Origin of the sequence: Streptomyces sp. ISL-98 (assembly GCF_018614055.1) — a bacterium.
GTDB lineage: Bacteria > Actinomycetota > Actinomycetes > Streptomycetales > Streptomycetaceae > Streptomyces > Streptomyces spiramyceticus.
The window spans coordinates 95,675-108,050 of sequence record NZ_JAGGPB010000005.1 but is presented as its reverse complement, the minus strand read 5'-3'; the positions used below and the strand labels follow the sequence as shown (position 1 = coordinate 108,050).

Sequence of the window (12,376 nt, the reverse complement as noted above, 5' to 3'; positions counted from 1 at the left end):
TCCGGCTGCGCGATGCGCGTATCTGATGACCCGTCAGAAATCAGGCTAGCCCCGCACCCCTGGACCGACAAGGCGCACGGCCCTACGCTCTCGGCGTGATCTGACTGTCCGTCAGCTACGAGGGACCAGGAGACTGCCGTGACCGACACCGCACACGCACTGGGCGCCTCCCGTACCTTCTGGGAGCTCGTCGACCGCCGCGCCGCTCTCACCCCGGACCGGCCGGTCCTCCTCCAGGACGACCGCACCCTCACGTTCGGCGAGCTCAGGGACCGTGCCGAGCGTGTCGCGGCGGGGCTCTGCGGGCAGGGCGTGCGCCCCGGCGGCGTCGTCGCCTGGCAGCTGCCCACCAGGATCGAGACGGTGCTCCTGTCGGTCGCCCTGGCCAGGCTCGGGGCCGTACAGTCGCCGGTCATCCCGTTCTACCGGGAGCGCGAAGTCGGCTTCGCGCTGCGCGAGTCGAAGGCGGAGTTCTTCGCCGTACCGGGCGAGTGGCGCGGATTCGACCACACCGGGATGGCTCACCGACTCCGTGCGCGGGGCGTTTTCGAGGCGTACGACAGCCTGCCGGACGGCGACCCGTCCGTACTGCCCCCACCACCATCCGACGGCACAGCGGTCCGGTGGATCTACTGGACATCGGGGACGACCTCCGACCCCAAGGGCGTGCTCCACACCGACCGTTCGCTGATCGCGGGCGGCTCGTGCCTGGCGCACGCGCTGCAGCCGGCCTCCGACGACATCGGCTCGATCGCGTTCCCGTACGCCCACATCGGCGGCCCGGACTATCTCGTCATGCTGCTGCTCTACGGCTTCCCGGCCGTCCTCTTCGAACAGTTCGCGCTGCCCGGCGCGCTGGAGAGCTACCGCAGGCACGGCGTGACGGTGGCGGGCGGATCCACAGCCTTCTACTCGATGTTCCTGACCGAGCAGCGCAAGGACCCGTCGCGCAAAATCATCCCCACCCTGCGCCTGCTCGCGGGCGGCGGGGCGCCCAAACCGCCGGAGATCTACCATGCGGTCGTCCGCGAACTGGGCTGCCTGCTGACGCACGGGTACGGCATGACCGAGGTCCCGATGATCACGATGGGCGCACCCGACGACACCCCGGAGAACCTCGCGACCACGGAAGGCCGGCCGCCCGAGGCCATGGAGATACGCATCACCGACGAGGCCGGGAAGCCGCTGCCGGCCGGCACGGACGGGGAAGTGCGGCTGCGCGGCGAGGCCGTCTGCCGGGGCTACCTGGAGCCTTCGCAGACCGAGGCCGCGTTCGACCGGGACGGCTTCCTGATCACGGGCGACGTCGGGCACCTCACCGCGAGCGGCCATCTGGTGCTGACCGGGCGGCTGAAGGACATCATCATCCGCAAGGGCGAGAACATCTCGGCCAAGGAGATCGAGGACCTGCTGCACCAGCACCCGGACATTGCCGACGCGGCGGTCATCGGGCTGCCGGACCCGGCGCGCGGGGAGCGGGTGTGCGCGGTCGTCGAACAGCCGGAGGGGGCGGCGGCCTTGACCCTGGAGGGGGTCACCGCACACCTGAGGGCGGGAGGGCTTTCGGTGCACAAGCTGCCGGAGCAGCTGGAGGTGGTGGACGCACTGCCGCGCAACGAGACGCTGCGGAAGGTGCTGAAATACCGGCTTCGGGAGCGGTATTCGGGTGGGTAGGGCGCGGGACTGCCTGCGGCGCTGCCCGCCGCAGGCGCCCCGCACCCCACAGGCGCCGGCTACGCGCCGGGAAGGTCCGGCTCCGCCGTCGTGTAATACAGGGCGAAAGCCGCAAGGATCTCGTCCTCGCCGATCAGCCCGTCCCCATCCGCATCGAGCGCGATCGCAACCTCACCAGCCACGTCCGCACCCACCCCCAACACCCGCAACACACGCTCCGCAGCCCGGGGAGTGACCCCCGTCCCGTCGTCCTCCGCCGCGATCGCGATGACCGCGTGCAGGAACGGCCGTGCGATCTCGGCGAACCGCTGCGGATTGTCGCGCAGCCGCTTCACCGCCCCGGTGACGAACTCCTCGCGGTTGACCCGCTGGTCACCGTCCACGTCGGCGATGCCCGCCATGCCCTGCCAGAAGGCCTCCGCCCCGCTGTAGAGCGCCTGTCCCTTGTCGGAACGGGCTGTCGTACCGAACTCGGCCAGCAGTGCCGCGGCCGCGGCACTGAAGTCCTCGCGGTCGATGTAGCCGTTGCCGTCCTGATCGAAAGTTGCGAAGCGCGCCGCTGTCTTGCGCTCGTACTCTGCGCTGTCCATGTGCGGAGGGTACGACGTCGAGGGCCGGACCGGGGCATTCTCAGGCGGAGAGGGACTGACTCCCGTCGTCGGCGGCGGTGGGCACATCGGGATAGACCTCGAAGAGGCGGCGTACGCCGAGGGCGGCGAGCACGCGGTTGACGTGGGAGCCTTCGACGGCGCCGCGGGCGGGCAGGATCAGCCGGAGATCTCCGCCGCACGAACGCATCAGGCGGCGGGCGGCTATCAGGACGCCGACGCCGCTGGAATCGCAGAAGAGAACGTTCGACAGGTCGAGCACCACGCGGTGGCGGCCGTCCGCGACGGCGTTGTGGACGTGCTGGCGGACCGCGGGCGAGGTCACCAGATCCAGTTCTCCGGATACGTGCAGCACGGCCCAGGCGTTGTGCTCGGCCTCCATCACCTTCAGCGTCACGCGTGGGACCTTTCGTTCTGCTGATGCGGAAGTTGTCCTTCCATCTCGCGGCTGCCCCCGCCGTCCTCCCACGAAACACAACCGTCCCGGCGGAACTTGCGGAGCATTATCATCCCGGACCGGACCAACGCGCACTTACCGTAAAGGAGCGTGCGTTGTCAGCGGCTCGCACTACATTCGAAGGAAGTGGCGACAGACATACGGTGAGTACGGGCACGAGCACAGAGACAGGCACGCGCACAGGGCTGGGGGCCGCATGGCGAAGGACACACCACCCCGCTGGGACCGCAGGATGCAGCAGCGGCTCGCACGCGGGGAGGCGGCGGCGCTCGGGGAGTTGTACGACAAGTTCGCTTCGCTGGTGCACAGCCTCGCCCATCGGGTGCTCGACAACGACGCGGCCGCCGACCAGATCACGCGCGAAGTGTTCGGTTACGTATGGGAGAACCCGGACGCGTACGACCCCAAGCAGGGCTCGATGAGGTCCTGGGTGGCCGGGCTCACACACCGGCAGGCGGTGCACCGGCTGCGGCAGACCGAGGCCGCGGCGCTGATGAACGGTGGCGAAGGCAGCGCGGAGGAGCTGGAGCTGAAGGTGCGCAGGGCCTCGGCAGCGGCCCGCGCGGATTACATCGTGACATCGATGCCCGCGCCGCTGCGGGCCGCGCTGGAGCTCGCGTACTTCCAGCGCAGGGACTACCGGCAGACGGCGGCCGACCTGGGCGTCACGGAGGACGAGGCGCGCAGGAGGCTGCGGCTGGGGCTGCAGCTGCTGTCCACGGCGAACCCGGGGCGTCCGGAGGCGGCGGCCGAGGGTGCGGCATTTCCGTCCGGAATGTATGGATTTGGGCATACCGGGCAGCAGGGGCTGCCACGATGAGCGGGCTCCACGAGCCCGGCCGCCCCGACGACGCAGCCGACAGGGCCGAAGAGGCCGGCGCGGCCCACGAAGCCAGTGGAGCCGATCGAGCCGACGGCTCCGGCGGCTCGATCGGCTCCGACGGGCGCGACCGGCCGGGGGACCAGGCCCCGCGCATACCGTGGCCGAGAGCGGCGCCGGACGACCGCGAAGTGCTGGACCCCGCACCCCCGGCGCCCGTACCGCCACCCCCTCCGCGCACTCACAAGGTGCTGAAGTCGCTGCTGGGCGCGTGGGCGCTCTCCGCGTGCGCGCCCGAGGAGACAGCGGCCGTCGAGGAGCACCTCACCGCCTGCGCGCCGTGCGCCGACGAGGCCCTGCGCCTGCGGGACGCCGTCGGCCTGCTCCACACCGAGCGCAGCCTGGACCTCGACCCGCTGCTGCGCAACCGCGTGCTCGACGGCTGCCTCGGCCGCAGACCCGCGCGCATACCCGTCCCCGGCTGGGCCACACCGTACGACGCGGAGACGGCACGCCTCGACGCGCTGCTGCGGGACATCGGCGACTCGGAGTGGCACGCTCCGGTGCGCCTCAGGTGGTTCGCGGGCACGAGGGCAACGAACCGCAAGACGACTGTCGCCGGGGTCATCGGGCACCTCATGACCGTCGACGGCCTCGTCGCGACCGCCCTCGGCCTCGACGACCCTTCCCCAGGTTCTCGGCTTCGCTCGAACAGGGGAGACCCCATTGGCGCGGACGCCCCCGCCACCCCGGCCGAGCGCACCGAGGCGTACTGGCGAGGCTCCCACTTCCCGCCGACCCGCACGGTCCGTGAGCCGTGGCGCGAGCAGAGCCACGCACTGGTCCGCACGGTCTCGTTCGCGGGCCGCGGAGTGGCCGAACTGTCGGTCTCGTACGGCGACTTCGCGCTGCCCCTGCGCGACGCGCTGCTCGACCGGGCCTTCGAGTGCTGGGTGCACGCGGGAGACATCGCGGACGCGGTGGACTATCCGTACGAACCGCCGGCCGCCGGGCACCTGAACCGCATGATCGACCTGGCGGCCCGGATGATCCCCGCAACGCTCGCGGCCCGCCGCAGGGCCGGCCTCGCGGCGCCCGCGCGGGGCCTGGTGACGGCGGGCTCGCCCGGCCGGTCCCTGCACCTGGAGATCGAGGGCGCGGGCGGCGGCGACTGGTACATCGCACTGGACTCGCCCGCGGCGGTCGGCTCGCGCGACCACGAGGTGGCGCATGTGGCGCTGGACGGGGTCGAGTTCTGCCAGCTGGCGTCCGGGCATGTGCCGCCGGAGGACGCGGCGGCGGGCCAGACGGGCGATCGCGAGGCGATCAGGGACGTGCTGTTCGCAGCGGCGTCACTGAGCCGGATGTAGGGGGCCGGTAGGGGAAGGCCCCGCCGGAAGGCTTCGCCACAGGCACTCGCGTGCTACGCGAACACCACCGTCCGGCGCCCGTTCAGCAGCACGCGGTGCTCGCTGTGCCACTTCACCGCCCGCGCCAGCGCCTGGCACTCCACGTCCCGCCCGATCGCCACCAGCTGCTCCGGCGTCACGTCGTGGCCCACCCGCTCGACCTCCTGCTCGATGATCGGGCCCTCGTCGAGGTCCGCCGTCACATAGTGCGCGGTCGCGCCGATGAGCTTCACACCGCGCGCATGCGCCTGATGGTACGGCTTCGCACCCTTGAAGCTCGGCAGGAAGGAGTGGTGGATGTTGATGATCCGGCCACTCAGCTGCTTGCACAGGTCGTCCGAAAGAACCTGCATGTAGCGGGCGAGCACGACCAGCTCGACGTTCTCGGAGCGCACCAGCTCCAGCAGCTGCGCCTCCGCCTCCGGCTTGTTGTCGCGTGTCACCGGAATGTGGTGGAAGGGGACGTCGTACGAGCCGACCAGCTCCGCGAAGTCCGTGTGGTTCGAGACGACCGCCGCGATCTCCACCGGCAGGGCGCCGCTGCGCGACCGGAAGAGCAGGTCGTTCAGGCAGTGCCCGAACTTCGAGACCATCAGCACGATCCGCATCCGCTCCTGCGGGCGGTGGATCTGCCAGTCCATCCGGAACGAATCACCGATCGCCGCAAAACTCGCCCGCAGCTTCTCGACCGTCACCGGCGTGTCCGCCGAGAAGTGGACCCGCATGAAGAAGAGTCCGGTGTCGCGGTCGCCGAACTGCTGGCTGTCCATGATGTTGCAGCCGGTCATGAAGAGGTAACTCGACACGGCATGGACGATGCCCTGCTTGTCCGGGCAGGACAGGGTGAGGACGTACTGGTCTGCTGGGGGGACGGGCTGCGCGACGCTCATGCCCCCGAGGATTTCATACCCGGCACCGGTCAGGGGGAGCTGGTCAGGATGCGGATGACGTCCAGCGTGCGCGGCACCGTGTCCGGGTCGTCCCCGTCGTTCACCGCCAGCCGTACGTGCGCCTCGCGGGCCGCCCGTACCGCCTCCGGCCAGGCATGGTGCTCCAGGTACGCCGATACGGGCGCGTCCGCCCCCACCTGGTGCATGATCCGCAGCACCCGCAGGACGGCGACGTCGACGAGCGACGCCTCCTGGGAGTCCCGGAAGATCGTGCCGACGTACTTCTCGGCCGACCAGTTGTCCAGCCAGGTGTCCTCGACCAGGCGGTACACAGCGTCTGTCACGTCCCCGTAGCCCTCGAGACCGGCCAGCCAGCACTCCTGCTGGAAGACGGGGTCGGAGAGCATGTGCAGCGCCGATCGCACGTTCGTGCGCCAGCGCCACCACGGCATGTCATTGAGCGGCATGCCGCCCATGGTGGGGGAGCGACGGCCGCGACGGGAAGAGTTAACCGAACCTTGCACGGTTGCAGATCGTACGTTCCCGGATCGAGCGGACGTAGAGCCCCCCGTAATTCACCTCGATGTCACTCATCGTTGGGACATGCTCACTCCGCCGTTACCCGTGGGGCGGAAGCGTGCTTGCACATGACCGGACGGCGAAGCCCTTCCTCCCACCGCCCACGCCTTACCAGGGCCGCGACGTTATTCGCCGCCTGCACAGCAACGGCGGTGGGGGCGTCGTTGCTGGCCGGTTGCGGGCTGATCCCTGGGGGCTCGGGGGGCTCCAGGGAGCCCGTGACCGTAATGACCTGGGCGCCCGAAGGCACCCAGGCCACGAACATGCCGGGCATGCCCGCCATGGCCAAGGCCTACGCCCGCTGGGTCAACGCGAACGGCGGCCTCTCCGGCCACGAGCTCCGGGTCGTCACCTGCAACGAGCACAACACGACGGTCGGCGCCGCCAACTGCGCCAGGCAGGCCGTCCGGCAGAACGCGATCGCGGTGGTCGGCTCGTACAGCCAGCACGGCCGGGCCTTCATGGCCCCCCTGGAGACCGCCGGCATCCCGTACATCGGTGGCTACGGCGTCTCTGACGAGGAGTTCACGAGCCCGCTCTCGTACCCCGTCAACGGCGGTCAGGCGGCGCTCCTCGCCGGCAACGGCAGGCAGCTCGCCCGCGACTGCGACCGTGTCTCTCTCGTACGCCCCGACACCGTCGCCGGCGACGACATGCCCGCACTCCTCGGCTCCGGTCTCACGGCGGGCTCCCGCAAGCCGGCCGCCGACATCCGGGCGCCGGAGGACGCGGGCGACTACACGGTGCAGGCACGCGAGGCGCTCAAGAGCGCGGGCGCGTTCAATGCGTTCGGCACCGGGAAGGGCTGCGTCACGTCGGTGCTCGGCGACCGTACGGAGACGTTCTTCGACTCGTTCCGGCGGCTGGAGAGCGAGGTCGTCAACGACGTCGGCGTCGCGTCGGTCCTGGGCAGCGTGGGGCAGCCGCTCCTCGACCGTACGGGCGGCAAGAACGGGCCCTTCGAAGGCGCGTACGTCACAGGCTGGTACCCGGTGGCGAGCGACTCGCGCTGGGACCCGATGCGCAAGGTCATCCGCGAGCACGCGTTCGCAGACAACCGGATCGACCCGGCGGACCCCGGGGTGCAGACGACGTGGATCGCGTACACCGTGCTGAACGAGACGCTCAAGTCGGTCGCCGAGGGCGGCGGGGACGGCAAGGGCGGGATTACGGCGTCCGACGTCTTCCGCGCGCTGAACGACGACGCGGGCGTGGAGACGGGCGGCCTCACACCGACGCTCAGCTGGCGCCTGGAGGACATGCTGGCGGCACGTGACTTCCCGCGCATCGTCAACAGGGACGTGACGTTCCAGGTGGTACGGAAGGGACGGCTGGTGTCCGTGAAGAAGGGCTTCGTCAACGTCGGCGAAACGCTCGTACGGGCGCCGTCAGCGGGCTGAATCCTCCGGCCCGGCATGGGGCGGCCGGCGACGCCGGCCGCCGCCGCCCGACCCGTCAGAGCTGCGTCGGGACGCGCTCCGTCAGCCCGTGCTGCTTGGCGATCGCGTTCCACAACCCGACCGCCTCCTTCTTCGCCGCCGACGCCTTGCCGCTCTCACGGTTGCCCGCCTGCTGCTGCGGCGTCGACCGCGCGTGGCCCTTCTTGCAGCCCCTCTTGCCCGCCACCTGGTCTGCCCAGGCCGCGTAGTGGTTGTCGGCCGCGGCCGACGCCTTCCACGCGGTCGTGAGCGAGGCCGACAGCTGCTCGTGCTTCGGCAGCTTGTCGATGGTCAGGCCTTCGAGCCTGGTCACCAGGCCGTTGCGCTGCTTGGCGGCGGCGCGCAGGTCGCCGGCCGCCTCGGACAGGTTCTTGCAGGCCCCGATAGCCTGGACCGCCTTGATCACGGAGTCGCGGCTGTTGTTGCTGTCTGCGAGCAGCGCGTCGAGCGATTCGGCCTGCGGCTCTGCCGGGTCGTCGGCGGCCTGCGGCGAGTTGTCGCCGGCGGGCGAACTCGCCGCTGCGACGGGGGTCTTGTCGTTGTCCTTGTCGTCGCCCCCGCTGAGCAGCGCTCCGGCACCGAGGCCGAGCAGGGAGCAGCCGATGACGACGGCGGCGATCAGCGGCACGCGCGACGACGTGCGGCGCGGAGCGGCGGTGTCGGCGTGCGCGTCCGGTACGCCGTAGGCGTCGGGGGCGTTACGGCGCGCGGCGCGTCCCTGGGGCTGCTGGGGCGGCGGCTGCGGGCTGAAGCGCGGCATCTGCTGGGTGGAGTCCGGCGTCTGCGGGTCGGCGTCGGCCCGGAAGAGGCTGTCGAACTCGGCGGGCGGCGTGCGGTCCTCCGGAGCGCCGGGCCGGATGCCGTACGGGGCGCCGGGGGGCGGTTGCGGGGCGTTCGGCACGGGCGGCAGGTACTGGGTGGCGTCCGCGTCGGCGGGAGCCGGGCCGGGAGCCGGGGCCGACTGGGACCGGCCCAGGAACTGCGTTGATTCCGCGGGGTTTTCGGGAGGCAGGGCGCCGGGCCCGGTCGGCGGTACGTAGGGGATGTACTGAGTGGCATCCGCCTCGCCCCCCGACGCTCCCGGACCGGCCTCCTGCGGCAACGGCTGCGCACCGGGCAACGGCTCCCGGTGCTGCTGGTGCGGCACGGGCAAGGACGACCCGGGCTGCGGCGCCGAGTGCTGCGGCAGCGGCTGGGCACCGTACTGCTGCGGCGACTGCGCTCCGTGCGGCGGCTGCGCCCCCGGCTGGGCACCGTACTGCTGCGGCTGAGTCCCGGGCTGCGGCTGGCTGCCGTACTGCTGCGCTGCTTGCGGCGGCTGCGCACCGTATTGCTGCGGCGGCTGCGGCTGCTGCTGCTGCTGCTGGGCGCCAGGCTGAGGCTGCGCGCCGGGCTGAGGCTGCACGCCGGGCTGAGGCTGCACGCCGGGCTGAGGCTGCACGCCGGGCTGAGGCTGCACGCCGGGCTGAGGCTGCACGCCGGGCTGAGGCTGCACGCCGGGCTGAGGCTGCACGCCCTGCGGCGGCAGCGGCGCCCCCGGCTGCCCGCCGTACTGCTGCGGCTGCTGCCCCCCGGGCTGCGCGCCGTACTGCTGCGGCGACTGCGCTCCGTGCGGCGGCTGCGCCCCCGGCTGGGCACCGTACTGCGGCTGCGCCCCAGGCTGAGGCTGGCTGCCGTACTGCTGCGCTGCTTGCGGCGGCTGCGCACCGTATTGCTGCGGCGGCTGCACCGGCGGGGCTCCGTACTGCTGCTGCGCCTGCTGCTGTGACGCCGCCTGAGGGCCCCACGGATCGCCCCACGGCCGGCCGCCCGCCGGAGCCACCTGCTCCTCGGACGTCCCGGGTATCCAGGGTCCACTGCCATCTGCGGGCAGCACGACACCTTCGTGCGCGGGCGGTCGCGCAGCGGGAAGCTGCGAGTCGTCACCCTGTCCGCTCTGCGTCACCGGGACTCCTACGTGTGGATCTACATGTGGACCTACGGAACCGTCGGTTCACGCTACCGGGTGACAACACCCCTCTGCCACGCACCCACAGTCCCCACACACGCACCCGGCGCCCCGGTAACAAGATCCACGCCCATGACGCTGTTAAAGCCCTGCCACCTCCAGCTCCCGCGTCGCCCCCCCTACGCCGCCTGGATCTCCATCCGTGCCCCGAATTCCCGCACCACCGGCTCGTCCCGGTACGGGTCGAGCCGCTGCTGGAAGTCGTCCAGATATTCCGCGCCCCGGTTCGACCGCAGCCTGCCCAGCAGTTCCACCGCGCGCGTCCCCGTGTGGCAGGCCTGCTCGACCTCGCGCTGCTGCACCTGGGCCGTGGCCAGCAGGACCAGGCCGATCGCCCGGCGCCGCGCCCGCGTTTCCGGGTGACCGTCGAGGGCGTCCTGGGCGCGACGCGCCGCAGCCTCGCCCTGGCCGAGGTCGCGGTGGCAGTGCGCCAGCTCGTCGGCGAGGTAGGCGTGGTCGAAGTGCGCGATCCACGCAGGGTCGTCGCCCGTGTCGGCCTCCGAACGCTCCAGCGCCCCCAGCGCCCGCCCCGCCACCGCGTTGCACGCCCGCGCGTCGCCCATCAGCGCATGCCCGCGCGCCTCCGCCGCCCAGAACATGGCCTCCGCCCGGGGGGTCACCTGTCCCCGCGCCCCCTCCTGCGCGGCCCGCGCCAGCTGCGCGATCTCGCGCGGATTGCCGAGCTGGGCCGCCAGGTGGCTCATGGACGCGGCCAGTACGTACCCGCCGTAGCCGCGGTCGCCCGCCGCCTGCGCGAGCCGCAGGGCCTGGATGTAGTAGCGCTGGGCGAGCCCCGGCTGCCCCGTGTCGACGGCCATGTAGCCCGCGAGCTCCGTCAGCCGCGCGACCGCCGCGAAAAGGTCCCGGCCGACCGATTCGCGGTACGAGCCGGACAGCAGCCCGGACACGACGCTGTTGAGGTAGTGGACGACGATCGGCCGTACGTGCCCGCTGCCGAAGCGGTGGTCGAGGTCCACCAGGGCGTCCGTCGTCGCCCGTACCGCCTCCACGTCGGACGCGCCGACCCGCCCGCCGCCCGCGGTCCTGGCCACCTGGGAGTCCGCACCCGTGATGAGCCAGTCGCGGCTCGGCTCGACGAGCGCCGACGCGGCGACCGTGGACCCCGAAAGGAAATCGCGGCGCCCCACGTCACTGCGCCACAGCTCACAGACCTGCTCGATCGCGCCGAGGACGGTCGGCGAGAACTGGAGCCCGATCCCGGAAGTCAGGTTCTTGCCGTTGGCCATGCCGATCTCGTCGATCGTGACCGTACGCCCGAGTTTGCGCCCGATCGCTTCCGCGATGATGCCGGGAGCGCGCCCGCGCGGCTGCTGTCCGCGCAGCCAGCGGGCCACCGACGTCTTGTCGTACCGCAGGTCCAGCCCGTGTTCGGCGCCGCACATATTGACGCGACGGGCCAGCCCCGCGTTGGAGCACCCGGCTTCCTGAATGAGCGCCTGCAACCGTTCGTTCGGCTGACGGGCGATGAGAGGCCTGGCTGCCATTGACTACCCCCTGGTGCCGCAGTGATCAACGCGTGGACTGATCATTTATCACTGCCCGGCAGATATGCAGAGAATGCCGAACATGCCGGAAGACAGGGCATTGACAGTCTTATGACCGGCATTCCCTGGCTTCCACACATGTGGCTACCCGCCCGCCGCCGCCCGGCCCCCCGCGCGCCCCCACCCATGCACCGGTGCGCCCCGTGTGCAGGATCGATGTTCCTCTCCGAGGGCACCACACGCCCGTAACCCAAGGTGATGCCTGGAGTTGAGCTCTGCGTGGAAGAGACCATCGCAGTCACGGACGCCGCCCAGATTCCCAAGCAGCGCGGCGATCAACTGACGGACAGCGCTGTGCGGTACGCGGAAGAACGGCACTGGGACGTGTTCCCCGGCACCTGGCTGGAGGCTGCCGAGGGCGTCGAGAACTGCTCGTGCGGCGTCCCCTCCTGTGCCTCGCCCGGCGCGCACCCCGCCCGCGCGGACTGGGCGACGCAGGCGACAGGCAGCGCCACCGCGGCGCGCCGGCTGTGGTCGAAACAGCCGAGGGCGTCGATTCTGCTGCCGACGGGCCGCACGTTCGACGCCCTTGAAGTGCCCGAGTCGGCAGGGTTCCTGGCGCTGGCCCGCATGGAGCGCATGGATCTGACACTCGGCCCTGTGACCTGCACGCCCGACCGCAGGATGCTGTTCTTCGTACTGCCCGGCGCCGGCGTCAAGGTCCCTGATCTGGTACGGAAGCTGGGCTGGACACCGACCGCGATCGACCTGATCACGCGCGGCGAGGGCGACTATGTCGCGGCGCCGCCGACCCGGCTCGGCGGGATGGGCGCGGTGCAGTGGGCACGCCGCCCCACGCCCGCGAACAGGTGGCTTCCCGACGCCGAAGAACTGATCTGTCCGCTGGCCTACGCCTGTGGGCGCGAGGCAGCCACGGCGCGCACACGCCGACCGTAGGGTGTCCCCCGTAGGACGGGGACACCGGGA

12 protein-coding genes are annotated in these 12,376 nt (G+C 71.4%); 6 read left to right on the top strand and 6 right to left on the bottom strand.

Annotation, left to right across the window (positions count from 1 at the left end; all coding sequences use genetic code 11):
• The first annotated feature begins 138 nt into the window (after positions 1-138).
• The gene (locus J7I98_RS05690) at positions 139-1,674 is read left to right on the top strand and encodes a class I adenylate-forming enzyme family protein (RefSeq protein ID WP_214919456.1); all 1,536 of its coding nucleotides are present in this window, start codon (positions 139-141) and stop codon (positions 1,672-1,674) included.
• A 59-nt stretch (positions 1,675-1,733) separates the two neighbouring features.
• Here J7I98_RS05690 and J7I98_RS05685 read toward each other — a convergent pair whose 3' ends face one another.
• Complete coding sequence (locus tag J7I98_RS05685) at positions 1,734-2,264, bottom strand: EF-hand domain-containing protein (protein ID WP_214919455.1); 531 nt, start codon at positions 2,262-2,264, stop codon at positions 1,734-1,736.
• A 40-nt stretch (positions 2,265-2,304) separates the two neighbouring features.
• Positions 2,305-2,679: an STAS domain-containing protein gene (locus tag J7I98_RS05680; RefSeq protein WP_214919454.1), complete on the bottom strand. Its 375-nt coding sequence runs from the start codon at positions 2,677-2,679 to the stop codon at positions 2,305-2,307.
• Positions 2,680-2,935: 256 nt separating this feature from the next.
• Between J7I98_RS05680 and J7I98_RS05675 the strand changes: the two genes are divergently transcribed.
• Both J7I98_RS05675 and J7I98_RS05670 read left to right on the top strand, forming a co-directional pair.
• Positions 2,936-3,559: a sigma-70 family RNA polymerase sigma factor gene (locus tag J7I98_RS05675; RefSeq protein WP_214919453.1), complete on the top strand. Its 624-nt coding sequence runs from the start codon at positions 2,936-2,938 to the stop codon at positions 3,557-3,559.
• On the top strand, positions 3,556-4,929 hold the full coding sequence (locus tag J7I98_RS05670) for a zf-HC2 domain-containing protein (protein WP_214919452.1): 1,374 nt from the start codon (positions 3,556-3,558) through the stop codon (positions 4,927-4,929). Before J7I98_RS05675 ends, J7I98_RS05670 begins: the two co-directional genes overlap by 4 nt.
• A 53-nt stretch (positions 4,930-4,982) precedes the next feature.
• Here J7I98_RS05670 and purU read toward each other — a convergent pair whose 3' ends face one another.
• Together purU and J7I98_RS05660 are read right to left on the bottom strand one after the other, a co-directional pair.
• A complete protein-coding gene (gene purU / locus J7I98_RS05665; protein WP_214919451.1) occupies positions 4,983-5,858 on the bottom strand; it encodes a formyltetrahydrofolate deformylase in 876 nt (291 codons plus the stop codon).
• A gap of 29 nt (positions 5,859-5,887) precedes the next feature.
• Positions 5,888-6,334 (bottom strand): hypothetical protein, encoded by a 447-nt coding sequence (locus tag J7I98_RS05660; protein ID WP_214919681.1) that lies wholly within the window; start codon positions 6,332-6,334, stop codon positions 5,888-5,890.
• Positions 6,335-6,505: 171 nt separating this feature from the next.
• On the opposite strand from J7I98_RS05660, the gene J7I98_RS05655 reads away from it, so the two are divergent.
• A complete protein-coding gene (locus J7I98_RS05655; RefSeq protein ID WP_214919450.1) occupies positions 6,506-7,837 on the top strand; it encodes an ABC transporter substrate-binding protein in 1,332 nt (443 codons plus the stop codon).
• Positions 7,838-7,892: 55 nt separating this feature from the next.
• Here the strand turns inward: J7I98_RS05655 and J7I98_RS42530 are convergent, their stop codons facing one another.
• Positions 7,893-9,023: a hypothetical protein gene (locus J7I98_RS42530; protein WP_308377681.1), complete on the bottom strand. Its 1,131-nt coding sequence runs from the start codon at positions 9,021-9,023 to the stop codon at positions 7,893-7,895.
• Between J7I98_RS42530 and J7I98_RS42525 the strand changes: the two genes are divergently transcribed.
• Complete coding sequence (locus tag J7I98_RS42525) at positions 9,015-9,644, top strand: hypothetical protein (protein ID WP_308377680.1); 630 nt, start codon at positions 9,015-9,017, stop codon at positions 9,642-9,644. The genes J7I98_RS42530 and J7I98_RS42525 overlap by 9 nt on opposite strands.
• 359 nt (positions 9,645-10,003) lie before the next feature.
• On the opposite strand, the gene J7I98_RS05645 is transcribed toward J7I98_RS42525, so the two are convergent.
• Positions 10,004-11,389: a transcriptional regulator gene (locus J7I98_RS05645; protein ID WP_214919448.1), complete on the bottom strand. Its 1,386-nt coding sequence runs from the start codon at positions 11,387-11,389 to the stop codon at positions 10,004-10,006.
• Positions 11,390-11,647: 258 nt separating this feature from the next.
• Here J7I98_RS05645 and J7I98_RS05640 point away from each other — a divergent pair, with 258 nt between their 5' ends.
• Entirely contained in the window at positions 11,648-12,346 is a 699-nt protein-coding gene (locus J7I98_RS05640) for a bifunctional DNA primase/polymerase (protein ID WP_214919447.1), read from the top strand.
• Positions 12,347-12,376: the final 30 nt, after the last annotated feature.